At 44.4% G+C, this 25,546-nt stretch carries 22 protein-coding genes; 11 read left to right on the forward strand and 11 right to left on the reverse strand.

Annotated features, from left to right (window positions below):
• Nucleotides 1-147: 147 nt before the first annotated feature.
• The 3 genes from hupB (at nt 148) to G6R11_RS12890 (ending at nt 2,801) form a co-directional block, all read left to right on the forward strand.
• Nucleotides 148-420: a nucleoid-associated protein HU-beta gene (gene hupB, locus G6R11_RS12880; RefSeq protein WP_016402624.1), complete on the forward strand. Its 273-nt coding sequence runs from the start codon at nt 148-150 to the stop codon at nt 418-420.
• 84 nt (nt 421-504) lie between these two features.
• Nucleotides 505-2,373 carry a peptidylprolyl isomerase gene (gene ppiD / locus G6R11_RS12885; RefSeq protein WP_163133486.1) on the forward strand — a complete coding sequence of 623 codons (1,869 nt, stop codon included), beginning with the start codon at nt 505-507 and terminating at the stop codon, nt 2,371-2,373.
• 68 nt (nt 2,374-2,441) lie between these two features.
• Entirely contained in the window at nt 2,442-2,801 is a 360-nt protein-coding gene (locus G6R11_RS12890; RefSeq protein ID WP_163133487.1) for a DUF2850 domain-containing protein, read from the forward strand.
• Between the two features lie 54 nt (nt 2,802-2,855).
• Here the strand turns inward: G6R11_RS12890 and fabV are convergent, their stop codons facing one another.
• Complete coding sequence (gene fabV, locus G6R11_RS12895) at nt 2,856-4,058, reverse strand: enoyl-ACP reductase FabV (protein ID WP_163133488.1); 1,203 nt, start codon at nt 4,056-4,058, stop codon at nt 2,856-2,858.
• A 294-nt stretch (nt 4,059-4,352) separates the two neighbouring features.
• On the opposite strand from fabV, the gene G6R11_RS12900 reads away from it, so the two are divergent.
• Nucleotides 4,353-5,216: a PEP-CTERM/exosortase system-associated acyltransferase gene (locus tag G6R11_RS12900; protein ID WP_240352466.1), complete on the forward strand. Its 864-nt coding sequence runs from the start codon at nt 4,353-4,355 to the stop codon at nt 5,214-5,216.
• Between the two features lie 9 nt (nt 5,217-5,225).
• Here the strand turns inward: G6R11_RS12900 and G6R11_RS12905 are convergent, their stop codons facing one another.
• The 6 genes from G6R11_RS12905 to pspF all read right to left on the reverse strand — a co-directional run bounded on the left by G6R11_RS12905 (nt 5,226) and on the right by pspF (nt 11,499).
• On the reverse strand, nt 5,226-6,005 hold the full coding sequence (locus G6R11_RS12905) for an ATP-binding cassette domain-containing protein (RefSeq protein WP_163133489.1): 780 nt from the start codon (nt 6,003-6,005) through the stop codon (nt 5,226-5,228).
• Nucleotides 5,998-7,005 carry an oligopeptide/dipeptide ABC transporter ATP-binding protein gene (locus tag G6R11_RS12910; RefSeq protein ID WP_163133490.1) on the reverse strand — a complete coding sequence of 336 codons (1,008 nt, stop codon included), beginning with the start codon at nt 7,003-7,005 and terminating at the stop codon, nt 5,998-6,000. The genes G6R11_RS12905 and G6R11_RS12910 overlap by 8 nt, the downstream gene beginning before the upstream one ends.
• Entirely contained in the window at nt 7,005-7,892 is an 888-nt protein-coding gene (locus tag G6R11_RS12915) for an ABC transporter permease subunit (protein ID WP_163133491.1), read from the reverse strand. The genes G6R11_RS12910 and G6R11_RS12915 overlap by 1 nt, the downstream gene beginning before the upstream one ends.
• Entirely contained in the window at nt 7,879-8,844 is a 966-nt protein-coding gene (locus G6R11_RS12920) for an ABC transporter permease subunit (protein ID WP_163133492.1), read from the reverse strand. The genes G6R11_RS12915 and G6R11_RS12920 overlap by 14 nt, the downstream gene beginning before the upstream one ends.
• A 3-nt stretch (nt 8,845-8,847) precedes the next feature.
• On the reverse strand, nt 8,848-10,446 hold the full coding sequence (locus G6R11_RS12925) for an ABC transporter substrate-binding protein (protein ID WP_163133493.1): 1,599 nt from the start codon (nt 10,444-10,446) through the stop codon (nt 8,848-8,850).
• A 72-nt stretch (nt 10,447-10,518) separates the two neighbouring features.
• The gene (pspF, locus tag G6R11_RS12930; protein WP_163133494.1) at nt 10,519-11,499 is read right to left on the reverse strand and encodes a phage shock protein operon transcriptional activator; all 981 of its coding nucleotides are present in this window, start codon (nt 11,497-11,499) and stop codon (nt 10,519-10,521) included.
• Between the two features lie 172 nt (nt 11,500-11,671).
• On the opposite strand from pspF, the gene pspA reads away from it, so the two are divergent.
• The 7 genes from pspA (at nt 11,672) to G6R11_RS12965 (ending at nt 18,567) form a co-directional block, all read left to right on the forward strand.
• Nucleotides 11,672-12,340: a phage shock protein PspA gene (pspA, locus tag G6R11_RS12935; RefSeq protein WP_163133495.1), complete on the forward strand. Its 669-nt coding sequence runs from the start codon at nt 11,672-11,674 to the stop codon at nt 12,338-12,340.
• A gap of 8 nt (nt 12,341-12,348) precedes the next feature.
• Complete coding sequence (gene pspB / locus G6R11_RS12940; RefSeq protein WP_163133496.1) at nt 12,349-12,573, forward strand: envelope stress response membrane protein PspB; 225 nt, start codon at nt 12,349-12,351, stop codon at nt 12,571-12,573.
• Entirely contained in the window at nt 12,573-12,947 is a 375-nt protein-coding gene (pspC, locus tag G6R11_RS12945) for an envelope stress response membrane protein PspC (RefSeq protein ID WP_163133497.1), read from the forward strand. The genes pspB and pspC overlap by 1 nt, the downstream gene beginning before the upstream one ends.
• A 259-nt stretch (nt 12,948-13,206) precedes the next feature.
• A complete protein-coding gene (locus tag G6R11_RS12950; protein WP_163133498.1) occupies nt 13,207-14,679 on the forward strand; it encodes a TyrR/PhhR family helix-turn-helix DNA-binding protein in 1,473 nt (490 codons plus the stop codon).
• A 263-nt stretch (nt 14,680-14,942) separates the two neighbouring features.
• Complete coding sequence (leuB, locus tag G6R11_RS12955; protein ID WP_163133499.1) at nt 14,943-16,049, forward strand: 3-isopropylmalate dehydrogenase; 1,107 nt, start codon at nt 14,943-14,945, stop codon at nt 16,047-16,049.
• A 114-nt stretch (nt 16,050-16,163) separates the two neighbouring features.
• Nucleotides 16,164-17,342, forward strand: coding sequence for a cystathionine beta-lyase (locus tag G6R11_RS12960; protein WP_163133500.1), 1,179 nt, complete (start codon nt 16,164-16,166; stop codon nt 17,340-17,342).
• A 148-nt stretch (nt 17,343-17,490) separates the two neighbouring features.
• Nucleotides 17,491-18,567, forward strand: a complete 1,077-nt coding sequence (locus tag G6R11_RS12965) for a DM13 domain-containing protein (RefSeq protein WP_163133501.1) — start codon at nt 17,491-17,493, stop codon at nt 18,565-18,567.
• Between the two features lie 55 nt (nt 18,568-18,622).
• Here G6R11_RS12965 and G6R11_RS21710 read toward each other — a convergent pair whose 3' ends face one another.
• The 4 genes from G6R11_RS21710 to pdsR all read right to left on the reverse strand — a co-directional run bounded on the left by G6R11_RS21710 (nt 18,623) and on the right by pdsR (nt 25,371).
• Complete coding sequence (locus tag G6R11_RS21710; RefSeq protein ID WP_205472801.1) at nt 18,623-21,400, reverse strand: bifunctional diguanylate cyclase/phosphodiesterase; 2,778 nt, start codon at nt 21,398-21,400, stop codon at nt 18,623-18,625.
• 239 nt (nt 21,401-21,639) lie between these two features.
• Complete coding sequence (locus tag G6R11_RS12975; RefSeq protein ID WP_163133502.1) at nt 21,640-22,392, reverse strand: ABC transporter substrate-binding protein; 753 nt, start codon at nt 22,390-22,392, stop codon at nt 21,640-21,642.
• A 124-nt stretch (nt 22,393-22,516) separates the two neighbouring features.
• A complete protein-coding gene (gene pdsS, locus G6R11_RS12980) occupies nt 22,517-24,676 on the reverse strand; it encodes a proteobacterial dedicated sortase system histidine kinase (RefSeq protein WP_370525661.1) in 2,160 nt (719 codons plus the stop codon).
• A gap of 2 nt (nt 24,677-24,678) precedes the next feature.
• A complete protein-coding gene (pdsR, locus tag G6R11_RS12985) occupies nt 24,679-25,371 on the reverse strand; it encodes a proteobacterial dedicated sortase system response regulator (RefSeq protein ID WP_163133504.1) in 693 nt (230 codons plus the stop codon).
• Nucleotides 25,372-25,546: the final 175 nt, after the last annotated feature.

Consider the following 25,546-nt stretch of genomic DNA (forward strand, 5'->3'; position numbering starts at 1 on the left):
CCTAAGGCTGGCAAGGAAGCCGTTGATAACAATATTGATGGTATATTTTAACTAGATGTAGACTGACGAACCTCATTCTGAGCCGCGATTTTTAGGGAAGCTTCCCTGCGGTGAGAAGAAAAGGAATAACAACAAGGGGAACCAATTGTGAATAAAGCTCAACTCGTAGACAAAATCGCTGAAGGCGCTGACATTTCTAAGGCCGCTGCAGGTCGTGCGCTGGATTCTTTCATTGACGCGATTTCAGACACACTTAAAGAAGGCGACAACGTTGCTTTGGTAGGTTTTGGTACCTTCCAAGTTAAAGAACGTTCAGCCCGTACCGGTCGTAACCCTCAGACTGGTGCAGAGATTCAAATTGCCGCTGCTAACGTACCATCGTTTAAAGCAGGTAAAGCGTTAAAAGACGCTGTAAACTAACTGTCAGACGCAATTGCGATCTGTCAAAGGCGCATCCATTCGATGCGCTTTTTCATTATTTAATGTGGTAAAGAGTAATTAAGCATGTTGGAAAAGCTCCGTGAAGGAAGCCAAGGTCCGGTAGCCAAAATCATCCTAGGTTTGGTCATTTTATCTTTCGCTCTGGCGGGTGTAGGTAGCTACATCGCAAGCCCTAGTGAGCAATTAGCCGCCGAAGTTAATGGTGAGTCCATTAGCCGTGCAGAATTTGATCAAGCATATCAAAATGAGCGTGCCCGCTTAGAAAGCCAGTTTGGTGCAGCGTTTAATCAACTAGCCGCTGACCCAGGTTATATGGCTCAGTTTAGAAGCAACGTATTAGACCGAATGATTGGTGAGCGCTTGCTTGACCAAGCTGCAGAGAACTACGGTTTGCGAGTGAGTGACGCGCAAGTTAAATCACAGATTTTAGGCATGCAAGAATTTCAAGTAGATGGTCGTTTTGATAACGAGCGTTACTTAGCTGTTCTTTACCGCGCTAACCTACAACCTGCTCAATTTCGCGATATGATTCGCAACGACTTAACCCGTCGTCAATTGCAGCAAGCTTTGTTAGGCAGCGAGTTCGCTTTACCTAGTGAAGCAGAATTATTGGTTAAGCTAAATCAACAAACTCGCGACGTACGCTACGTTACGGTTCCTGTTGCTCAGTTTGCTAACCAAGAAGCGCCAAGCGAAGAAGATTTACTGGCTTACTACGAAGAACGTAAAAACACTTTCCGTACCGAAGAGTCGGTAGATGTAGAGTACATCGTTGTTGATGCAGAAAAAATTGCTGCAAGCATAGAAGTTAGCGATGAAGACATTCAGCAGTTTTACGATGCTAATCAGTTAACATACTCTCAACCAGAGAAGCGTAAAGTTGCGCATATCTTGCTTGCTGATGAAGCTAAAGCTGAAGAGCTATTAGCTAAAATCAATCAAGGTGAAGACTTCGCTACGTTAGCTGCTGCAGAATCAGAAGATACTTTCAGCGGTCAAGAAGGTGGTGAGTTGGACTGGTTTGAAAGTGGCGTAATGGCGCCAGAGTTTGATACTGCGTCTTTCGCACTGGTTAACAAAGGCGACGTTAGTGAGATTGTTAAAACCGAATTTGGTTTCCATCTTATCAAGTTGTTAGACGTGCAAACTTCACAAGCTAAACCTTTAGACGAAGTGAAAGAACAAATTAGTCAGCGCTTGCAACAAGAACAAGCACAAGATGCGTTCTACGAGCAAGCCCAACGTCTTGCAGAAGTATCTTTTGAGATCCCTGACTCATTAGTAGACGTAGCTAGCGAAACAGGCTTAGAAGTTGAAACAATTAAAGGCTTAACGCGTGCTGGTGCAAATGGCGCCTTAGGCGAGCCACAAGTTGTTAATCAACTATTTAACTTAGACTTCATTGCTGAAGGCCTAAATAGCGATGCTATTCAGCTGTCAGATAACAGCTCAATTGTTGTTCGTGTTATGGCTCACCAAGCTTCAGAAGTGAAACCTTATGAAGAGGTTAAAGCACAAATTAACACTGCGCTTACTCAGTCGCGTTCAACTAAGGCTGCGCAAGATTACGCTGATAGTTTAATCGCAGCGCTAGAGAGTGGTGAAGGCCTAGACGCTCTGTTGTACGAGCAAGAGTTAAAACTTGATTCTAAGTTTAAAGTAGCTCGAGACAGCCAAGACTTTGAGCCTCAAGTAGTACGTCATTTGTTTATGATGGCAAAACCCTCTGAGCAAAAAGTAGCTAGCCGTATTACTACCATGAACGGTGATCAGCTAGTTATTCAGTTAACAGCAGTGAACGAAGCAGAATCTGTTGATGCAAGTGAAACTAACCAATGGTTACAACAACTTAGCAATGTTAAAACTGAAGCAAGTTATCAAGTATTGATTGATGTCTTAAAAAGCAAAGCAGAAATCCAAAACTTGTTGTAAGCTTAGTGCTTACGTAAGATACTGAAAAAAGGACGTTTTACGTCCTTTTTTAGTTTTTGGAGAACAACGTGAAGAAATCCATTGTGCTGCTAGTGGCACTTCTTGGTATTGCCTTGGGCGTAATGTCTTTTGTTTACTTCGCTTATCCGGAGTTAGTTGGCTTAGAGCGAGAGCACAAAGTTAATCCTATTGTAGGCACCTGGGAAGCTGAACATGACTTTTATGGCAAGAAAGAGCGCCTAGTGTTTTCAGAAGATGGCCAAGTTAAATCAGGCAGTAGGGTAGCCACCCAATACAAAATAAACGGTAATCGGGTAGTGGTGACTTCAGCAGATAAAGTGATTGAATACCGTATTTCAAAAGATGGTCAAACATTGGATGCTTACTTACCAAGAGCAGGGCGTATTCGTTACAAAAGAGTCAATTAAAAAAGCCCTTAACAGAAGCTGTTAAGGGCTTTTGATAGCTTTTAAAATTAGAAATTAATCTAAAGTTACTACCTCAAATGGCACTGCTGTTGCCACATCTTCTTCGTAATCAACACCGCTTACACCAAAGCCAAATAGCTTCAAAAACTCTTCTTTATAATATTCGTAGTCGGTGTGTTCTTTAAGGTTCTCAGTGGTAATTTGTGGCCATAAATCAACACATGCTTGTTGAATATCTTCACGTAATTCCCAATCGTCTAAACGTAAGCGATTGTGCTCATCTACCGGTGCTGTTTCGCCTTCTAGGTAAAGACGTTCGTTAAATAGGCGATAGATTTGTTCCATACAGCCTTCATGCAAACCTTGCTCTTTCATGATTTTGAAAACCATTGAGATATACAAAGGCATCACCGGAATCGCTGAGCTAGCTTGAGTCACAACACTTTTAAGTACAGCCACATTAGCTGAGCCTTGTTTACTGCTTAGTTTTTCATTCAGTGCTGTTGCAGCGCGGTCTAGGTCCATTTTCGCTTTGCCTAAAGCACCGTCCCAATAAATTGGCCAAGTTAGCGCGGTACCGATGTAACTGTAGGCAACGGTTTTACAGCCTTCTGCTAGCACGCCAGCTTCATCTAAGGCTTTAATCCAAAGTTCCCAGTCTTCGCCACCCATTACTGTTACGGTATCAGCGATTTCTTGCTCAGTCGCAGGCTCTACACTCGCTTCGATAATGGTATCTTTATTGGTATCTACTGCTGTTGCTGTATAAGTTTCACCGATAGGTTTTAAGCTAGAGCGAATCAGCTCTCCGCTATCTGGTAGTTTGCGAACAGGAGAAGCTAGTGAATAAACCACGAGGTCGATTTGTCCAAGATCTTCTTTAATTAAATCAACAGCAGCTTGTTTAGCTTGGTGCGAGAAGGCATCACCGTTGATGCTTTTAGCGTAAAGGCCAGCCTCATGGGCTTTTTGGTCAAATGCAGCAGCATTGTACCAACCCGCGGTACCAGGTTTCTTTTCAGTGGCAGGCTTTTCGAAAAATACGCCAATGGTTGCCGCATCACTACCAAAAGCTGCTGCAATGCGCGATGACAAACCATATCCGCTTGAAGAACCAACCACCAATACTCGCTTAGGGCCATTACTTACTTTGCCTTGCTGTTTGGTGAAATCGATTTGCTCTTGTACATTAGCCGCACAGCCTACTGGGTGAGTGGTAGTACAGATAAAGCCTCGGATCTTGGGTTTGATGATCATACTAATTCCTTTAAGGTGTCCGATAATAAGGCGCTGAATACATGATTGTTATAGCGCTAAAAAATGCAGTGATTCTAGCATGTTTACCGCTAAAGTTGCATTTAGCCTAGCTGATCAGAGCAGTTAGAAGCGGCTAAATTTATCTTGTTTAGTTAACTCGCTTAGCGGCTATAGTTGTAGTGATATAAATTTATTATCAAAAGAACTATACATTATCTTATTTAGGTAGTATCAATAACATAACGCGATAAAAACATATAACTCAAAACACTTAAGGGAATAAGGGTTAAGCTTTTGAAAAGTAAAATATTGCCGACCAGCATCAAAGGGAAGGTGGTTGGTTTACCCACCAGTAAAACCACTCAGCATGCCGCTAAAAAGAAAGCCGCAGAAATTGCTAAGCATTATGAGACCTATTTTCAACCCATGGTGGCTTTAAACGATGAGGATGTAGATAGTGTTTACCGGCTTCGTCACGATGTTTATTGTGAAGAGTTAGGTTTTGAGCCGGTTAATCCGCAAAGAGTAGAACGTGACGAGTTCGATGATTATTCTGATTATTGCCTGGTACGACATAAATCCTCTAATACCTATGCAAGCACCGTTAGGGTGGTGGCTCCTTCTGGTGAGCAATTACTACCCTTAGAAAAGTATTGCGAAGGGGCCATCACTGATGAAGAGTTGCACCCGCAAAACTTTGCTCGTGAAGATGTTTGTGAAATTTCTCGATTAGCCCTTAGAGCCACATTCCGACGACGTAAAGCGGATAAATTTAAAGACTCTGCGGTCGGTGGTATCAATATTAATGAGCTCTATGAAGAGGAGCTGCGCTGCTTTCCCTTTATAACTGCCAGCATGTATCTAGCGGCTACAGTGTTGGTGGAACGGCATAATATCAAGCATGCTTATGTGATGATGGAGCCACGTTTAGCACGCAGCACAGCGCTCTTGGGAATTAAGTTTCAGCAAATTGGCCCTGTTGTTGAGTATCACGGACAACGCGCCCCTTATTACATTACTGCTGAGAAGATTCGTAGTGACCTCCCCATCACCTTGAAACCCTTAATGGATATGATAGAACGCGAAGTTAACGCTTCATTGTCTATGTCGCAGGTAGTGGGTGCCCAAGAAAGCATTCTTTATCGCGGTAATTCTTAAGCGCTTCTGCTATTTGCGAAAGGCATTTTGGTAGGCGTTAATCAGTCGTTGGCTTAGCTCGTGCTCGGGCTGAGTAAAAAATGCTTCGGTATTTTTAAATTCTACCGCTTTGCCTTGCTGCATCACTAGTACTTTATCTGAGAAGTGCCTAACCAAACCCAAATCATTGGATACAAAGATATAGCTAATAGCAAAGCGTTGCTGTAGCTCTAGCAATAGGTTAATGATTTGAGCTCTAACCGAGACATCAAGGGCGGCAATACTTTCATCAATAACGATGATTTTGGGGCTCAAAATTAGCGCTCTGGCAACGGCGATACGCTGTTTCTGACCACTTGATAACATGCTAGGGAAGAACTCGGCGTGCTCTTCTAATAAACCTACCAATTTTAATGTAGCAATTACTTTTTGCTGCTGCTCTTGCAGCGAAAGTGCGGTATTTAGAATGAGTGGCGCAGATAAAATTCGACCGATGTTGGAGCGCGGGTTGAGCGAGCTATTGGGGTCTTGAAAAATCATCCTAATTAAACGGCATCTGCGGGTGTAATCACCAAACTTTAAAGCTTCGCCATTAACAAATATGTCGCCGTTACTCGGCTTGTTAATACCCGCTAGTACTTTGGCTAAACTAGATTTACCTGAACCTGACTCACCAATTATGGCTAAGCTTTCACCCATGTTAAGTTCGAAACTTATATCATCGATGGCGGCAAAACGTTGTCTGCTCAACCAGCCTTTGTGAACATATACGTGTTGAGATAAATTTCTTACGTGCAGTAAATTAGCCATTGTTGCCCGCTTTTTGCTCTAGGTTTAAAGGATAGTGGCAAGCATATTGATGACCTTTCACTTTTTTTAGTTTGGGCTGAGTAACGCATTTTCGTTGCGCTTTGGGGCAGCGTGGGCCAAGCCGACAGCCTATGGGTAAGTGCTGTAAAGCTGGAATTGAGCCGGGTAGGCCGGGTAAAAGAGCCTTACGCTCGAAGGGCTTATTAAATTGCGGTGCTGAGCTCAGCAATGCTGAAGTATAAGGGTGCCTAGAACTTCCAACCACTTGCTCAGAGCGACCCACTTCTACCATTTGGCCGCAATATATTACGCTAATGGTATCTGCTAAATCAGACAGCGTGTTTAAATCATGGCTAATCAACAAAATGGCAGTGTTATTAAGTTTATTCAGTTTGTGCAATAAACGCAGTATCTGGCTGGCCGTCGTCACTTCCATGGCGGTGGTAGGTTCATCGGCTACTAACAGCTTGGGTTGTCCAGCAATCGCCATCGCAATCATAACTTTTTGGCAAAGCCCATCCGATAACTCATAGGGGTAGCTACGCATCACCTTATGGTGGTCTTTTACGCCCACTTTATGCAGTAAGGCTTGTGCTTGTTTCTTTCGCCATTGAAAGCGTCGCCAAAATCCGCCTTTAATATTGTGGCAGGGAATAGCCTCTTCGATCTGTTTGCCCACTTCTTCAGAGGGATCTAAACATGAGCTAGGTTCTTGAAATATCATGGCAATTTCATGACCAAGTACTTTGCGTCGCTGACGGGTAGTTAGTGACATTAGATCAACGTCACCCAAACGCATGCGATCAGCTTTAATCGTCCAGCTGGGTTTAGTCACTCCTAGTAATGCTTTGGCAATCAGGCTTTTACCTGAGCCTGATTCACCTACCAAGGCCTTTATTTCGCCTTCTGCCATGGTAAGGCTCACGCGGTCGACCGCTTTAACTATGCCGGCTGGCGTATTGATTTCAATGGTTAGATTGCGAATGTCTAATAAAGCCATTAGTCGACTCCTTGAATCATCGCTTGGCGTAAACCTTCGCCTACCATGTTCACACTAAGAATACTGGTCATGATAACAAAGCCCGGTAGAGTTACTGTCCAAGGTGCAGAGAAGAGTAAATCTTTACTTCCACCTAACATCGCGCCCCATTCTGGTAACGGCGCCTGTGCGCCGATGCCAATAAAGCCTAAAGCGGTGATGTCGATAAGTGATGAAGAAAAACTACGACTAATTTGAAACACAATTGAGTCAGCGATATTGGGGAGCACGCCGTTTTTTAGAATACGGTAGTTAGTGGCGCCATCTAGGCGAATCGCCGTAATGTATTCTTTTTGAATTTCACTTGAAACAGCAATGTAGGTAAAACGAATAAACTGCGGGATTTGTGCTAGTGCAATCGCAATCAGAGTATTTTCTAAACCAGTCCCGAGAAAAGACACCACCATAATGGCAATTAACAATGAGGGGATTGATAAGGCTGTATCCATCACGTGGTGGAGAACGCTGGATTTAATCCCACGGCTCATGCCGGAAAGAATGCCAATGGGAATGCCAATTAAAGCGGCAAGGGTTACCACTATAAAGCCGCCACCAAAGGTTAATTGGCACCCGTAGATTAAACGGCTAAGTAGATCTCTACCTAAATCATCTGTACCTAAAAAGTTATCGACATGCCCCTGCTGATTCCAAGACGGAGGCTGTAATAGGTTGTCACCTTGAAAATCCAGTGGGTAAGGCGCAATCAGTGGGCCAAATAAGGCTAACACTAAAAAACCGAGTAGCACCCAAAACCCAATCATCGCGACAGAATTGTCTCTAAAACGAATCAGTACCTGCTGTAAGGCACTGGAAATGGTCGTTTCAGAAAATACATTAGTGCTGAGCATAAACTTCTCTTCGACGCAGTGGGTGAATAAGCGCAGTAAATAAATCGGTTAAAACAAAGGTAATAATTACTAAAGTCGCTACCGCTAGCATACCGCCTTGAATGGCGATGTAATCTTGCTGATAGATACTTGAAATTAACCAACGGCCAATGCCTGGCCAGGCAAATACCACTTCTAGCACCATGGCCATGGTTAATACATTGCCAAATTGTAAACCTAAGCTGGGAAGAATAGGGGGCAGGGCGTTATGCAAGGCATGTCGAGTAACTATTTGCCACTTAGACAAGCCTTTTGTAGCCGCTGCCTTAATGTAGTTTTCACTCATCACCTTGGCCATGGAATTGGATAGTTGACGGATCACTTCGGTGGTGGGTACTACAGCCAGTACCAAGGTAGGTAGGGCTAAGTGGCTTAATATACTCATGAGCGCCGGCCAACGAGCTTGAGGCTCTAACCACATCACGTCAATAATGCCAAAGCCAGTTACTTGGGGAATCTCTAATAGCAAGTCATAGCGCCCCGATACTGGAAACCAGCCTAGCAGTAGCGAAGAGTTCATCACCAATAGTAGCGCTAACCAAAATACAGGGATGCTGTAACCCACCATCGTAACACTAAGAATCAGGTTTCTAATCCAGTGTTGATGGTAAATTCCAGCCAAAGCACCTAGTGGAATTCCTATAATAAACGACAGTAGAAAAGCAGAAAAACAAAGCTCTAAGGTAGCGGGGAGAAAGCTCACCAGCTCATCAAACACGGGCTTGCCACTAATGCTGGATACACCCAAGTCACCGTTAATATTCTGTACAACAAATAAGGCATATTGTTTAAACCAAAAATCATCGGTTTCAACAAACAGGTTTTGATTTTGCTGAAAAACGAAAGCAATCAAGTTGATGATTAAAAAGGTAATCACCAATAGGTTTATGCGTCGAATAAAATATCGGAGCATGGCTTACTTCCTATAGGCGTTGTTGAACGAAACGCCTCCAAATGGATTCCAAGTAATGCCGTGAACGCTATCGTTGTAGGAATACATTTTTAATGCGTGTGTTAAAGGCAATACTGGCACATCTTGCTCAATGAGTTTCTGAATTTTGTAATAGTTTCTTACTCGGTCAGCAAGGCGAGGAGAAGCGGTTGCGGCGTTGAGTAACTGTTCAAAGTGGCCATTACACCAGCGGCTAAAGTTATACCCTTGTTCTACCGCATCACAAGAAAACTGCTGCCTAAAGAAGTCATCGGGGTCACTGTTATCGGTAGACCAACCTACCAATAATAAATCGTAGTTTACTTCTGGGGCTCTTAGGTAGCGACGCAAAACTTCCCAGTCAAGTAGACGTACATTCACTTGGTAACCATCATTGACCAAGTCGTTGCGAATTAACTCGGCAGTTTTACGTGGTTGAGGATTGTAGCTTTTGGCTTCGTTCAACACCCATAACTCAATGGGATCTTGTTTGGCCTTTTCGACATAAGGATAAACGAGGTGATCTTGTTCTGGCGAGCGAGATTGATGGCGGTAAGCCCAAGATGAAGGCGAGAGCACACCCGCTGCTATGTCGGCTGTCGACAAATACACTGAATCAACGATGCGTTGTTTGTTTACTAATCCGGCTACATTGCGGCGAATTCGCACGTCGGCAAAAGGAGGCTTTTGGGTATTAAATGCCAAATAAGAAACATTTAGCCCAGCCTGTACCGATACTAATAGTTCTTCGCGCGCTTTGAGCACTTCTAGCTGATTAGCAGCCGGCTGCGCCATAATATCGCATTGACCAGTGAGCAACTTGGCTAAGCGAATAGACGAGGTTGGAGTTATATCAAATACCAACTGTTGCATCGGTGGGGCACCGCGCCAGTGTAACCAATGGCGGTAGTATCGAATAAAGTGATCTTTACGCTGGTTAACGTAATAAAACGGCCCGCTGCCAATCGGTAACTGGTCAAATTGTCCTAGTTGGTTTGCTTGACTGAGTTTGTCGGCATACTCGGCTGACAAAATCACCGCGTAATCGCTGGCAAGATTAGCTAAAAATGCCGCATCGGGTCGTTTTAACTCAAACTCAACAGCACTTTCTGAGAGCTTGGTGAGCTTACGAATATTGCTGCCAAAGCCAATATTATTGAAAAAGGGATAATCGCCGTTGGCCAAAATGTATAGCGGATGTTCAGTGTCTAAAATGCGTTCGAAACTCAACATTACATCATCGGCATTTAGATTACGCGATGGGCTAAAGTAATCGGTTTTATGAAAATGAATACCTTGGCGTAAGTCGAAACGATAACGTAAACCGTCTTCACTCACCTGCCAGTTATTCGCTACGCCGCCAATCAATTGCTGAGTAATAGGATCAACTTCAACCAAACGGTCGTAAAGATGCCGCGATGTCACCGCAATTGCATTAATTGAGCTTTCAAGTTGCGGATTAAAAGTAAGTGGCGCAGTTTCGGTACAATAGACTAAACCAAGCTTTTTTACGTCTTTTTGCTGGTCGCAGCCAAGTAGCAAAAAAGCCAGACACATCACTGTGCCAATTGAGAATGCATTCATGGGAAGCTGATATCCTGATAACTGCTTGATAATTTACCATTAACCATCTGCTTATCTCAACTAATGAAAGGCTTAGCCTTGAGTATTAATGTGATGTTTTTTGATCAAACCCCTTAGTTGATGGTAGCTGATCTGCAGGGCTTTAGCGCTGGCGGTTTGCTTGTAATGATTGTTAGCTAAGGTCTTAGTAATCAATTGCTTCTCAAAGTTAGCCACTTGTTGATTAAAGCCACCTTGTTCAAGGCTCTCTTGCTGACTGTTATGAGTTGGTTTTAGTGGCCGCCACGGAGAAGCAAAAGGATCTAGGTTAATGGCATCCACCATCCCTTGATTATCGCTGCTTTCTACTACCGCACGTTCCACTACGTTTTTGAGCTCTCGAATATTGCCCGGCCACGAATATTCATTTAGTTGAGTTAACACGGTTTTGCTAAAACTGGGAACATGGGAGAAATTTAACTCTCTCGCCATTTTGTGAGCAAAATGCTCCGCCAAGAGTTGAATGTCTTCAACGCGGTGGCGTAAGGGCGGCAGGGTGATCACCGCAAAGGATAATCTGTCTAGCAAGTCAGCCCTAAATTCTCCTTGTTCCACTAGTTCAGGTAAGTCTTGGTTGGTGGCGCACACGAGTCTTACGTCTACTTCAATCGACTTGTTGCTGCCTAGCCGCTCAATTTTGTTGTATTCAATGGTGCGTAATAGCTTCTCTTGCACTTCATTTGGCATGTTGGCGAGTTCATCCAAAAACAAGGTGCCTTTATCGGCTTGCTCAAATCGCCCAATTCGTTGTTGCGAGGCGCCTGTATATGCTCCTACCTGGTGGCCAAAAAGCTCCGACTCAATCAGGTTAGGGTTTAAACTCGCACAATTTAAGCTGAGGTAATGTTTATCCCAGCGCTCCGACAAAAAATGCAAGCGCTCGGCTATCAGCTCTTTACCGGTACCGCGTTCACCAATAACCAGTACCGGTCGGTTTAGCGGGGCCAACAGTGATACTTTGTCTAGTACTTCCAAAAAACTTGGGGCGTTACCTAATAGGCTTGGGGAATCCATTGTGGTCTCTTTGACTAAAAGTTGGTCAGTATAACTATATAGCCAGTGTGTGGTGTTGTCATTTTTATATAAAAGTTATAAATATCAGTGTATTGACAACTTGGCACACGACTTGTAATCAATTATCTCGAAAACATAGATTGATCCCTTTCGACCTTATTAGGAGTGCACCATGGGAATGTTTAGCCGTTTAACAGATATTATTAATTCCAACATCAGCACTATGTTAGATAAAGCCGAAGATCCACAAAAGATGCTACGTCTTATCATTCAAGAAATGGAAGACACCTTGGTGGAAGTTCGCGCTAGCACTGCAAAAGTACTGGCCGATAAAAAGCAGCTGATCCGTAAAATTGAACACTTAGAAGAGCAGGCCAGTGATTGGCAAGCTAAAGCTGAGCTTGCCTTAAGTCGCGAGCGGGAAGATCTAGCGCGCTTAGCCTTAGTAGAAAAAAAGCACATTCAAGAATCAATTAAGCAACAGCAAAAAGAGCTAGGCTTAGTGGATGATAGCTTGTTGCAGTTGCAGCAAGAGATTGAGCAGCTAGAGCTCAAATTAAGCGAATCAAGAAATCGCCAAGCCGGTTTATTGGCGCGTCAGACAACAGCTAAAAACCGTCATGCTGTAAGACAACAATTAGACAATGAACGCGCTCTAAAAACCCGTGAAAAATTTGAACAGTTTCAAGCTAAAATCGATCAACTAGAGGCACGCGCTGAAGTGTTTGGTAAAGAAAGCGATAACAACCCAGACCTCAACAAGCAGTTTGCCGAGCTAAGTGCCGACGCTGAAATTGCCGAAGAGTTAGACAAACTTAAAGCCAAGTTAGAACAAAAATAGGAGAATGTATGTTGACCGTATTGGTGACGCCGTTAATTTTGTTTATGGCCATAGTGGCCCCGCTTTGGCTTATTTTACATTATAAAAGTAAGCGCCAAGTGGAACATGGGATTAGTGAACAAGAGCGCGAGCAGCTAAACGCTTTGGCTACTCGCGCAAAAGATATGTCGACCCGAATTCAGGCACTAGAGAGCATTTTAGATGAAAGCGTGCCGCATTGGAGGGAGCGCTAATGTTTGATAAACCACTGTATCGCGATCCACAAAAAGGCAAAATTGCTGGGGTATGCGCCGGCTTAGCTCACAGCCTTGGCGCTGAAACCTGGTTAATTCGCATCATTGCTGTGACCTTAGCAATTACCAACCTAGGTCTATTTTTTATCATTTATGGAGCGGCTTGGTTATTTATGGACAAGCGGCCTAGCAACTTAAAGGGAGACGACGGGGTAACCATTAAGTCAAAAGTATGGCAACGCGGCGAAACACCTAGCCAAGCGGTGGGCGAGTTGGAACATCAATTTGATGATTTTGAACAGCGTTTGCGCAAAGTAGAAAAAGTGGTGACAGCCCGTGATTTTGAGCTTCACAGCCAGTTCAAAAACCTTTAATTCAGCGCAATTTGCAAATACCTAGTTCAAATTAACTCAAGTGAATCTTAAATGACGCTTGGGTTAAGCTTACTTTTTTGGTTAGACTAAAGAAGTATATACATAATTGGGCAGTCTAAACCACTGGCTTGATAGGGAAATAGGAGTGCTTTTTGCGTTTAGTATGGATTGTTGGAGAAGGCGGTATGTGGTGTTGCTGTGAGTTTTTGCAGGCCCTTCAGCTGCTGTCTACATCACTAAAAGAGCAAGCGGCAACAACATGCGCATAGAGTTAAACTGCCAACAAAACACCGAAGTTTTTAGCGCGGTTCTCGGCGTTTTAGTCAAACATGGTTTAGCGCTACAGGCCATGCAGAGTGTCGACACTGGGCACTTGTTTCTTCATCTTACCGAATTAGAGCTTCCTCTTACACAGCAACTGCTTAGCGAGTTTCGATGCCTAAATGGTGTGTCTGATGCGCGTATCGTCTCAGCATTGCCCTCAGAAGTTGAGCACAAAGAAGTTCAAATTTTGCTGGATAACGTGCCTTATCCGGTGGTGCTTATTGATAAATCAGGCGAGATTCGCCAGTTTAATCAGGCCTTTGAACAATCCTGTGGTGACACACCGCACCCGCTAACCAACAGCGATATAAGTAAGTTTTTACGTGGCTTTAGTGTGCAGCGTTGGTTTGGCAGTGGCTCGGGTAAACGTGAGCTCGCAGAAATTCAACTTAGCGGCCGAGTATATATGGCCGACATTATTCCTCTTTCAGAAACCGCCCTGTTTTCGCACTTACCTGGCGCAATTATGCTGTTTAAATCAGCGCATTGGTTAGAGTCTAGTTTCGATTTATCACAGATTGAGCTTGGCATTAGCGAAGGCCGTTTAGTGGCCACTAGCGATGAAACCAGCAACGTGCTAAATAGCTTAAAACGTTTGGTTGAACACCCTATGCCTAGCTTGTTGTTTGGTGAAGCAGGTGTGGGTAAGCGCTTTTTAGCCCGCTTATTAAACGAACTATCCATGGGCAGCGATGAGCGCTTTCATGTGGTGAGTTGCCATAGTCAAGAATATAGCTTGTCTGAACAACTGGCTGAAATTGCCGCCGAGCAACCTAATACGGTATTACTAAGTAACATTGAAAAGCTCAAAAGCAGTGAAGTAGAAGATGCTGTTAGCTCGTTAAGTGCCCCTCAACTAGGCATTAAACACCTGTTGTTTTCTAGCCGATATACGCCTGAGCAGTTGGCAGCCTTGTGGGGCGGAGACTGCTACTATTCTTTGATTAAAAATAGCATCAATGTTCCGCCGCTTCGTCAACGTAAAGAAGACATTGTGCCTTTGGCGCAGTCTTGGTTAGATTTCCAATACGCCAAGCATCAAGAAGTGCCGCCGCCTATGGGCAGAGAAGTAAAACGCTACTTAAGCTCATTAAGTTGGCCTGGCAATATTCCTCAGCTTTACCAAGTACTGCAGGACTCGTTAGATATTGGCAGTATGAAAAAGTGGCAAGTGAGCGACATTAAGTATCACCATGAAAAAGTGGTGGATAACGTTAGTATCGAGAGCTTATTGCAGCAAGACTACCACTCGGCGATGGGAGAGTTTGAACACTTATTGCTCAGCTACCACTATCCTCAACACCCTAGCTCACGCTTATTAGCGAAGAAGTTAGGTTTGTCTCACACGGCAATTGCCAATAAATTACGTGAGCACAACATTCGCAACAAAACCGACTTAGATAACTAAGCAAGTAACTTGCTAGGGTCACCAATGTTTAGATTTTCGGTGGCCAGCTAAGCCTATCTCCGTTTTCTTCGCTATCTCAAATATGGCGCCACTGTTGCTACTTTGTTTAGAGTCTTCACTAAACCTTTTCAAAAATTAAAGCTTTTAGTAAAAACAGCGTTGAAATAGCCCTTCAAAGCGCGATCGGTGGTTTACCCGTGCGCTGGTTTTGCTATGATGCGGCAAGCAAAAAAATAAACTAATGCAACGGAGACGCAAACACAATGAAGACCTATAAGATCGCCTTATTGGCCGGCGACGGCATCGGCCCAGAAGTAATGAAGCAAGCGGTCAAAGTACTTAAAGCGGTTGAAGCGCGTAACCCTGAAGTAGCATTTGAGTTAAACGAAGCACTATTTGGTGCAGTTGCCTACTTCGAAACGGGTAAATCTTTCCCCGCTGAAACCATCGCTATTTGTGATGAAGCAGACGCAATCTTGAAAGGCACCATTGGCCTTAACCACGAAGATTCTAAAAAGATCCCAGTAGACGAGCAACCAGAGCGTGGCGCGCTACTTCCTTTACGTCGTCGTTATAATACCTACGCTAACTTCCGCCCAGTATACTTACCTCAAGAACTCGCTCACTTCTCGCCACTTAAGCCAGAAGTCATTGGTGACGGCATTGACCTGATGATTATCCGCGAGCTAGTGGGTGGTTTGTACTTTGGCGAGAAAGAAGTTGGCAAAGACGACAATGGCAAGCGTTACGTTCGTGAAGTACTTGAGTACGATGAAGATCAAATTCGCGACATTCTAAAAGTGGGTTTTGAAACGGCCCAACGCCGTAAGAAAGTCATGCATAACATCCACAAAAGTAACGTACTAAAATCAAGCGTACTGTGGAACGAAATTCTTGAAGAAGTGGCAGTAGACTACCCAGACGTAGAAGTTAAGCACATCTTGGTTGATGCAGCGGCTACTTACTTATGTTTGAATCCAGGCCAGTTTGACGTGATGGTGATGGAAAACATGTTTGGTGACATTTTAAGTGACCAAGGCGGTGGTATTCTAGGTTCATTAGGCCTAATGCCTTCTGCATGTGTTGGTCCAGAGAAATCTTACTACGAGCCTTCTCACGGTAGCGCACCTGATATTGCAGGCCAAAACATCGCTAACCCATACTCAATGATTGGTTCAGTAGCATTAATGCTTGAAATGAGCTTTGGTATGGAGCAAGAAGCGAAGAACCTATGGCACGCTATGAAGTCAGTATTTGCCAACGGTTACGGCACACCTGACCTTGCTAAAGGCGAAGACGCTAAACTGATTGATACCGACGCCTTTGGCGACATGGTAGTTGATGAGTTGAATAAAGCACCGCGTGCTTAATTCGTAGAATGATAATAACCAGCCTGCGGGCTGGTTTTTTGTTATAGCGCTCCAATCAGTCAGTATGAAGGCATTACAAGGTGCTTTGTACAAACCAAGCTGGATTTAACTACCATGAAAAAATCAACCAAAATAGTCAGTGCTGGTCGCGATAAAAAGTGGACCCAAGGCTTAGTTAACCCTCCTGTTTCTCGCGGCTCTACTGTTGTATTCAACAGTGTTAAAGAGATGAAGCAAGCTACCGCCAAGCGTCACGATAAAACTTTGTTTTACGGGCGCAGAGGCACTCAAACCCACTTTGCTTTTCAAGAAGCCATGGTAGAGATTGAAGGCGGGGCAGGATGTGCATTGTACCCTTGTGGTACAGCTGCAATTAGTGGCGCGTTGTTGTCTTTCTTGAAGCAAGGTGACCATCTGCTAATGGTAGATACTGCCTACGAGCCCACCCGCGATTTATGCGACAAATTGCTAACCCGCTATGGCATCGAAACCACTTATTATGACCCAATGATTGGCGCTGGTATTAGCGAGTTAATCCAGACTAATACCAAAGTTATTTTTTTAGAGTCTCCCGGTTCACTTACCATGGAAGTTCAAGACTCTCCAGCGATAGTGGCTGCTGCGCGCGCTGCCGAGCAAGATATCGTGGTGATGTTAGACAATACCTGGGCATCTCCAATTAACTTTAGCCCATTTGATTTCGACATCGATATTTCTATTCAGGCTGCCACTAAGTACATCGTTGGGCATTCTGATGTGATGTTAGGCACCGCGGTTGCTAATCAACGCTGTTGGGATCAATTGCGTGAAAACTCTTACCTATTGGGTCAGTGCACTTCACCTGACGACATTTATTTAGCCATGCGCGGCATGCGTACTCTCGGTGTTCGGTTAGCTCAGCATGAGAAAAATGCTTTAGAAGTGGCTAATTGGTTAGCCCAGCGTGATGATGTTGACCACGTTCGTCATCCGGCGTTAGCCAGTTGCCCTGGGAATGAATTTTTTAAGCGAGATTTTCAAGGTTCCTGCGGCCTGTTCTCTTTTGTGATGAAAGGTGGCAACCAAGCGGCCTTGACAGCACTGCTAGATGGAATGGAGCATTTTAAGATGGGCTATTCTTGGGGCGGTTACGAAAGCTTAATTATGGGTGTTAACGGTGTAAACAAGTTACGTACTGCCACCCAGTGGAAAGCAGAAGGTACCTTGATTCGAGTGCATATCGGCCTTGAGGATACCAGTGATTTAATCGCCGATTTAGAGGCTGGCCTAGCGAGATTTAACGCTGCCTTGTAGTGCTTAATCCCGTGGCTGTTTGTTAAGTCGCCTATATGGCGACTTTTTTGTGGCTAATTATCACAATTTGATAACATTTGCCTAATCGGCTTGTTGCGTGAAATTTGCTTTGTTAGCGTTAATGCATAATTAAAGCAAAGGAATGCCCATGTTATCTCAAGCAACTTTAAAATGGTTTACCACACTGGCAATGGCGAGTTTACTTGCAGCCTGCGGAGGTGGAGGCGGTGAAAGTGAAAATCCATCAACGCCTTTATCAGGCGAGCAACTGTTTAGCCAAGCCGATTCAGCAGGTAATCAGTTTTCTTGTAGTACCTGTCATGCCACCAGTGAGAATGGCCAAGGCTTAGATGAACAAGGCCTACATAGACCAGCCCATTCCTTACTCAATGCGACCCATCGAAACGCTTTTTATAATGGCAGCTTTAGCGAGGTGATAGACGCGGTAAACAATTGCCGAGTAGATTGGATGGATGCGAGCCCCTATGCCAGTGATAGTGCACAGTGGCTGTCTCTTGAAGAGTACTTAGTTAGTTTGAGCGATAACGGAGATGCGCCAGAAATCACCTTTAACCAAGTCGCAGCTATTAGCTATTTTAGCGCTGCCGACCCAAATGAGGGTCATGATTTATTTAATCAAACTTGTGCCACTTGTCATGGGCAAAATGCTGCGGGGAGTAATTTAGCAAGAACTCTGGTAGCCAGCGGCTTAAGTGCTCAACAGGTGGCCAGCAAAGTGCGCAGTTCTGGACCTACCAGTAGTAGTTATTTTAGCAATCTTTCTGGAGGCAATATGCCATTTTGGAGCGAACAGCGACTAAGCGACGCTGAGCTAGCCGATATTGCCACTTACCTTGAGAGTATTAATACTGCGCAAAGCTATACCTGTAATGCTAGCGACCATCCAAAGGTTGGCCAAGTAGCAATGTTAAGCACGTTGTCGCACGGTGTGAGTGGGCGGGTGGAAATTTTAGATAACTGCACCATTGAAGTCAGTGAGTTTAACTACGATGGTGGCGGGCCTGATGTACTGTTTTATGGCGCACCAAGCAGCAACTATAACCAAGGTGGATTTGCCATTGGCGACACAATTAATGGCCCAATCTACAACAATGATACTTTGCAGCTAAGCCTTGATAATGCTGAACAACTCGATCAATTAGCAGGCATTAGCGTCTGGTGTCGAGACTTTAGCGTTAGCTTTGGCGATGGTTTATTTAATTAGTGGCTACGCAAAGGCGAGCAACGCTCGCCTTTGTTAATTGTTGGTTTTAGCTTTGCTATTCGCAAGGTTGTGGTTTGCCAATGCCATAGCCTTGAACAAAATCCACACCTATCTCTTCTAGTACCGCGTGGATCTCGGCATCCTCTACGAACTCGGCCACGGTTTTCATATTCATTAGATGGGCGATAGCGTTAATTGATTCAACAATGGCTCTGTCGGTTGGTTCTTTTACGATGTTTACCACCAAACTGCCATCAATTTTTACGTAATCAACCGGAAGGTTTTTTAAATAGCCAAATGATGATGCACCGCTGCCAAAATCATCGAGGGCAAAGCGTACACCCATTGCTTTCATTTCTTGGATAAACTCTAGCGCCCGCGATAGCTGTGAGATTGCTGCAGTTTCGGTGATCTCAAAGCAGATGTTTTTGGGATTAACCTGCGAGCTTTGCAGTAAGTCTTTTACCCGGCTTACAAATTCATCGTTACTTAAACTTAAACCTGATAGGTTAATGGATACCACTGTATCTTCTTCGGGGAAGTATTGCTGGTAGCGCTCTAACACGGTTTTAAGCACCCATTGGTCAATTATGGTGATTACGCTGTGCTTTTCTGCCGCTGGAATAAACAAATTGGGAGAAATAGTTTTACCGTGGTCATCACGGTAGCGGATTAAAATCTCATAGTGTTTTTGGGCGCTTTGTTGGCTGGTTGGTGCAATAAGCTGTTTCACTAAGTAAAACTGATTTTGCTCCATGGCTTGAGCAACATTAGCAATGTAGCCCATTTGCTGCTCTTCATTAAACAGCTCTTCGTCGTTGAGGTTAGCTATGTATACGCGACCGCGGCCAGCCTCTTTGGCTTTATAGCAAGACAAATCCGCTTTGCTAAGTAGCTCGGTGTCGTTTAATGCGCCGGTAATAGGCACCATGCCAATGCTTACGCCTACATTAAATAGTCGCTGGTTCCAGTGAAAGCGGTAGCTGTCTACCTGCGCAATAATGTTCTCGCATAGCTGCTGGGCCTCTGCCAAGCTCTTATTTAGTAATATTAAGCCAAACTCATCGCCACCTAAGCGGCCAACAATATCTAGGTTTGAGGTACAGCGTTTAATCACCGTAGCCACCTCTGCCAGCATGGCATCTCCGATAAGATGACCAGCAGTATCGTTAACTAACTTGAAGCGATCTAAATCTAAGAAGCAGACAAACCCGCCTACAGCTTGTTGCTGCGATTGTTCCACATAGTTTTTTAATTGTTCGTTAAAGCTTGAGCGATTGATTAGGCCGGTTAATTCATCATAAGTGGCTTGATAAGCGAGTTTTTTGCTCAGTAGGTGCTCTTCGGTAATCTCTTTACTGATGCCTCGGTAACCAATATACGCGCCGTACTTGTCAAACACTGGCTTACCGTTTAGCAAGAATATCTTAATATCTTTACTCGACAGTTTTAGTTTAAAAGTAAGGTTGTTTACCGGTTTTTGATAGGCGAGGGCGGTTTCGTATTCCAGCCAAGGAAAAGTAATATCAGGGTCATTTTTACATAACTCAGCTAAAGTTTTGCCAATTAACTGTGGGGGCGCTAGCCCGTAAAGCGCCTGGGTTTCGCCCGACAAATAGCTAAAACGTTGCTCGGTATCTGTTTCCCAGAAAACGTTAGCGCCCGCATTGGCCAAATCGCGGTAGCGGTTTTCGTTTTCCGCTAGAATATGGCGAGTAATACTGCCGCGCCGGATCACTTCAGCTAACAGGATGATGATCAGAATGCTTGCCATAAAGGCCGATACCACAAGGCGCACCATCAGTTTATATTTTTCGTAGAAGGTATCTTCTTTGTTGACGATGACAGCATCTTTGGGCAGTGAACTTTGTTTAAATCCGTGCTCTTTCAACTGCTCCCAGTTAAATACCCATTGGCTACGCGCTAAGGTAATCGCTTCTATTTGCTCTGGGGGCTCACCATCTAAAAGGCGTTTTACTAGCTCAGCAGCTCGCATTGCATGTTGACGACCATCTAGTTCATCAGCACCAACAGCGCCATATTTAAGCGTGGTAATGGCAATGGTGTAGATTGGGTTGTTAGTCCAAGTTACCAGTTGTTCGGTGCCGAGATTCCAATTTAGCAGTGCGTTGTTTTGATTGGGGTTTGTTAGTTGGCCAAGTAGCAGCACTGGCACATTACTAGAAAACTGGCTAAATACTTCACTTATTTCGTCTAGGGCAAGCTCTTCAATAACGTGAATTTTGCTGGGGGCTTCAGGTTTGCCAAATACCAAACGTGCTTTAGCTAAGTTGGCTAATCCAGTAGCGCTTTTATCGACAATGAGTACCAGTTCATCAACCCCGCTTTGGCTTTTAATGCTGGTAATGGTGCCTGCAATATCTCGGTTCTCAAATACCCCTGTCATATTGTGTGTATTGAGAACTTCGTCTGTGACGCGGTTGATGCCTAAATAAACGATAGGGATACTGCTGAAGAACTGTTGGCGATTATGACGGATTAGCTCAAATGCTGGATCATCGGAAACAACAATCACTTTTAGTTCGGTATTAGCGTATTTTGTTTTGAGGTAGTCTAAAAAACTAATGTCAAACTCGCCTTGTGGATAACGCTTAGCATCTAGGTACTCATGGAACAATCGAGTATCTTGCTCATCCTTGAATGAGCTGTCTAGGCCCTGTTTTAGGTAACCTGTCCAAAAGTGTTCGGCATGGTAGGAGTGAATCACTAATACATTATTGTTAGCTTGGGCGGAGAAGCTTAAGGCGGATAATAGCGCCACAAGTGGCAATAAGCCTTTTAAAAGAAGCTGTAGAATACCAGAGGTTTGCAATTTGGCTCCTTGCCTTAATCTTGTGTTCACTGCACCAGGATGTGGTAACAGTATTAATTGCATTTTTAAGCCTAGGTCATTGGCTGATACTAGCACTTAGATGTAAATAATCGCACAAAGATTGTGATATATCGTTAATTGATTAAATGCCAATTAACAAAGCGTGAACTAAGTTACAGCTTTACTTAGTTGAGCTACTTTCAGCTAATCAATCGCTTTAATACTTTAATAAATAGGGCCTAAGGCTTTAGCTTTTGTTGTTGATAGCTAAGAAGTAATTGGCGAAAGGCTGAGGTTTGTTTGGTTTTTTCAAGAGCCTGTTTAAATTGTTCAATAATGGTGTCGTCAACCGATGAGTTAAAGGCGTAACAAAGCTGTTCTTCCTTGAGTACCCATTTGATCTCGTAGTCTGCAAGAGAAAAGCCGCCAGCCTTGGCGGCGTGTCTAATGGTTTGTTCGGTACCAGCGATTAAGTCTACCCTATTGGCGACTAGCATTTTTATTAGGTGGTGGTAGCTATCGGTAAGCATTAAGCTGGCATCGTCTACTTCATTGTTCAGTAGAATTTGCTCGCCAACATCGGCACTTAACACACCGGTTGTTAACTCATCTAGCTGAGCAAAGGATTCTATTTTTGCTGTGCCCTCGGCCTTTCCCATTAGCACCACATTTACCGTATCTATCGGGCATACCCATTTAAAAAACTGCTCTCGCTTGTTAGTACGCACCGTAGCAAATAACACTGTATTAGGCTTTTGCCCTAGCAGGTAATAAGCGCGCTCCCAAGGCATCACTGTTATTGTTTGCTCGGCTTGTTCCATCTGTTGCCACATAAGCTTTAATAACTCGACCGAGAAACCTTGTGCTTGGCCTTTATCGTCTAGGTAATTAAGTGGGTAGGCATCCTCGGTGAGGTAATCGAGTTTATCCAGCGACGCGAGACTAGATAAACTAAAGCAATAGATGCAGAACAGGGTTAGCAAGCGGTGCATAGCGACACTCACGATGATGAATTAGCTTAAGTATAGAAAGTGAGTTACGAAGCTTGCTAGATTTCTGTGAAATGTGCGCTAGGTAGTATTTTGACTCACTACTTTAAAGCTCCATTTTTAGTGATTACTTGAGCGGAAGCCTTACACAAAATTCTACGCCGCTGTTGTCGGTAAAGTTTCGCGCACTAATGCTACCACCATGAAACTCTGTAACGAGTCTTGCGATGTACAAACCTAAACCAAGGTGAGGTTTTTGCTGCGCTTGCTGGCTACGAATAGACACCATCGATTCAAAAATTTGTTCCACCATGTTATCTGGCAGAGTAGGGCCGTAGTTACTAATTAACAATACAGCATCTTTGTTATCCTGCTGAAAGCTGACTTTAATGGCTTTTCCAGGAAGACTAAACTCCATGGCATTGGCCACCAATTTATCCATCAGCTGGGCAATGTATTCAGGTACCCCGTTAATCAGCATGGTGTTGGGGCTAATATCACAATCAAAGGCTTGTTCGGGGTAGGTATATTGGTAGCCTTGCATACAGCCAGAAATGACCTTATTCAGCGGGAATTCACTGGTATCGGCTTGAGATAAACTTTGCTCTAAGCGCGTTGCTTCGCTCATGTTATTAAGGATCATGTTCAAACGGTTTACCCCTTCTTGGGCACGGTCGACATATTTTTGGGTATCTTGATCATGAGTTTTTAAGCTTAAATGCTCTAAAGATGAACGCACTACCGCAACCGGAGTTCGCAATTCGTGAGAAAGGCGCGATGACATGTTTTCCAAATAGTGGGTGTATTGGCCTAAGCGGCCGACAATATTGGCAAAGCTACGCGATAAATCACCAATTTCATCTCGGTCTTTAGCGCCGTTAAATGGAGCGGTAACACGCCCTTGGCTATCAATGGCTTGCTCTGCTTGGTCGCGCAACTTGCGAATACGGCTGGAAATGCTCGAAGCAAACAAAAACAGAGCTAATGTGCCTACCCCCATAACTAGCAAAATAATGTTAAATAGGCGCTCCAGCGCGCGGTTACGCAGGGTGCGGATACCGTTGGTGGTTTCCTCTGCTACCACCACACCCATTACTTTATCGTCAATCCAAATTGGGCTGGCTGCGGCTAATACCACTGCTCTTCCGTCGGGAGTTAAACGCCAAGTAGAGCCGGGTTTGCCGCTTAATGCTTGCTGGATATGGCTACCTTCTAGCTGGGTGGAGTCTTGTAAGGAGTCAACAAAATCCTGAGGCGGTTTGGTTAATACCTTGTAGTAAAGAGGATGAAGGTATTCGCTGGTGAATTTGTTCCACCAGCTTTCTTTATTCACTGGGCTTAAGCTGCGCGCCCAGATGCTTTGAGTACTGCGAATATCGCCCGATTTTGCCAGCACTCGCCCGTGTTTATCTACTACCCAAATGCGCGAGCTGTTGTGGCTCATGCCTTTAATTATGCTTTCTATCTCAGGAGAGGGTACTAACACCGTGCCAAGATTATCCACAGTATCGATGGCCGAGGTACCTACAATAGACACTAGCTCACGCTTGGGAGTTCGGTTTACATCATAAACAGAGAACCCCAATTTGCTGCCAACCATAGTGAGCGGAATACGCAGCTCAATGTTGTATCCTTTTGCGGTTTTTAACCACTGGCCTTGAATTTTTACTTCCGGCTTTACCGGCGTTGTTTGGTTGGGATCGAGTGGTAACTCAAAAGCGTTGATCCAACCATCTTCGGTAGTGGCAACAATGTAGCGGCGGAACTGGCCGTCAGGCGCTAAAGTCGCGATCGCCAAATGGTCGTTATTGTCTACCCGCAAAGTGTTTTTACCGCGATACACCACATCACTGTCGGTCACTTCAAAATAGGCGTATAAGTAGCGGCCAAATTTGCCGACCATGTGAGTGAATTCGCTTTCTAGTGGGCTATCGGGCTTGGCTTGGTAGATTACGTGTTCTTTACCGTAGCGCAGCATTCGATGTTGGTAATCTTGCCAATCGTTTAGCTTGCCATCTAATTGAATCGGCCCCGATAAAGGGTAGGCATACAAGTCGCGGCCTTTTTGAACTTGGCTTAAAAAACTGGCTTGGCTGTTAAACAGTTTTGGCCGCTCATGCAGGGCGGTTGCCAGTGCCTGAGTGGTGCCTTCCAAGGTCTTCTCTTGGCCTAAGCGCAGGTACTTTTCCATTTCCCACACATATTGATAACCAAGCCAAGGCAGGCACAACAAGAACAGTGACAAGATGGTGACCTTGGCGCGCAGGCCAATTGGCAATACTGGCAACATTAGGCAAGGCTATCCCAGCGATAACCCATGCCATATACCGTGTCGATGCATTCAAAATTGGCATCGGCGGCGAGAAACTTTTTGCGGATCCGTTTTACGTGAGAAGTAATGGTGCTGTCATCAACAAATATTTTTGCTTCTGTCATCAGCTCTTGGCGGCTACGCACATGCCCTGGGCGCTTAGCGAGTGCGTGCACCATCCAAAACTCGGTCACGGTGAGTTCGATGGTTTGTTGATTCCAGCTGACTTGCATGCGGTTGCCATCAATTGCCAGTGGGCCGCGTTCTAGCAAATTGTTTTCTTCTGGCGCTGCACCAACTAACTCCGAGCGGCGAAATAGCGCGGCAATGCGCGCCACTAAATGAGGAAAACTGATGTCTTTGGTTAGGTAATCGTCGGCACCTAAACGTAAACCACATACCGTATCAAAGTCACTATCGCGCGCAGTTAAAAAGATAATAGGTAGGGTGCTAGACATTGCACGCAGCGATTGGCAAAGCGAAAACCCACCGTCTATTTCATCTTCTAAACCAATATCAATAATGGCGAGATCGGGTAGGCGAGTATTAAAAGCGGCTAGTGCACTGGGGCGATTGGCGTAAGCCTGCACGCTATAACCTTGCTGTTGTAATACGTCTTTGTAGTTTTCGCGGATCGCCGCTTCATCTTCTACGATGGCAATTCGTTTCATGTGGATACTTAAGTTCTAAGCTGCTGACTTGCATAGACTATACATTATTTTTACGCGGCAATGGGCGCTTCAGTCAAATTGCCATTTTGTTGCCACAATTGATAAGCGAACTGCCATTTTTAGCGCCTGATAAAGCCATTTCAGGAGTGTTTAATTGATTCATCGAAAGGGCAAG

The organism is Agarivorans sp. Alg241-V36, assembly GCF_900537085.1.
Lineage (GTDB): Bacteria > Pseudomonadota > Gammaproteobacteria > Enterobacterales > Celerinatantimonadaceae > Agarivorans.

What these genes read in the sequence shown, in the direction of transcription:
- fabV (WP_163133488.1), bottom strand. Translation starts at nt 4,058, where the DNA reads ATGATCATCAAACCCAAGATCCGAGGCTTTATCTGTACTACCACTCAC.
- pdsR (WP_163133504.1), bottom strand. Translation starts at nt 25,371, where the DNA reads ATGAAACGAATTGCCATCGTAGAAGATGAAGCGGCGATCCGCGAAAAC.
- pspC (WP_163133497.1), top strand. Translation starts at nt 12,573, where the DNA reads ATGTTTGATAAACCACTGTATCGCGATCCACAAAAAGGCAAAATTGCT.
- G6R11_RS12925 (WP_163133493.1), bottom strand. Translation starts at nt 10,446, where the DNA reads ATGAATGCATTCTCAATTGGCACAGTGATGTGTCTGGCTTTTTTGCTA.
- G6R11_RS12915 (WP_163133491.1), bottom strand. Translation starts at nt 7,892, where the DNA reads ATGCTCAGCACTAATGTATTTTCTGAAACGACCATTTCCAGTGCCTTA.
- G6R11_RS12975 (WP_163133502.1), bottom strand. Translation starts at nt 22,392, where the DNA reads ATGCACCGCTTGCTAACCCTGTTCTGCATCTATTGCTTTAGTTTATCT.
- G6R11_RS12905 (WP_163133489.1), bottom strand. Translation starts at nt 6,005, where the DNA reads ATGGCTAATTTACTGCACGTAAGAAATTTATCTCAACACGTATATGTT.
- G6R11_RS12910 (WP_163133490.1), bottom strand. Translation starts at nt 7,005, where the DNA reads ATGGCTTTATTAGACATTCGCAATCTAACCATTGAAATCAATACGCCA.
- pspB (WP_163133496.1), top strand. Translation starts at nt 12,349, where the DNA reads ATGTTGACCGTATTGGTGACGCCGTTAATTTTGTTTATGGCCATAGTG.
- ppiD (WP_163133486.1), top strand. Translation starts at nt 505, where the DNA reads ATGTTGGAAAAGCTCCGTGAAGGAAGCCAAGGTCCGGTAGCCAAAATC.
- G6R11_RS12960 (WP_163133500.1), top strand. Translation starts at nt 16,164, where the DNA reads ATGAAAAAATCAACCAAAATAGTCAGTGCTGGTCGCGATAAAAAGTGG.
- G6R11_RS12920 (WP_163133492.1), bottom strand. Translation starts at nt 8,844, where the DNA reads ATGCTCCGATATTTTATTCGACGCATAAACCTATTGGTGATTACCTTT.
- G6R11_RS12965 (WP_163133501.1), top strand. Translation starts at nt 17,491, where the DNA reads ATGTTATCTCAAGCAACTTTAAAATGGTTTACCACACTGGCAATGGCG.
- leuB (WP_163133499.1), top strand. Translation starts at nt 14,943, where the DNA reads ATGAAGACCTATAAGATCGCCTTATTGGCCGGCGACGGCATCGGCCCA.
- pspA (WP_163133495.1), top strand. Translation starts at nt 11,672, where the DNA reads ATGGGAATGTTTAGCCGTTTAACAGATATTATTAATTCCAACATCAGC.
- pspF (WP_163133494.1), bottom strand. Translation starts at nt 11,499, where the DNA reads ATGGATTCCCCAAGCCTATTAGGTAACGCCCCAAGTTTTTTGGAAGTA.
- G6R11_RS12950 (WP_163133498.1), top strand. Translation starts at nt 13,207, where the DNA reads ATGCGCATAGAGTTAAACTGCCAACAAAACACCGAAGTTTTTAGCGCG.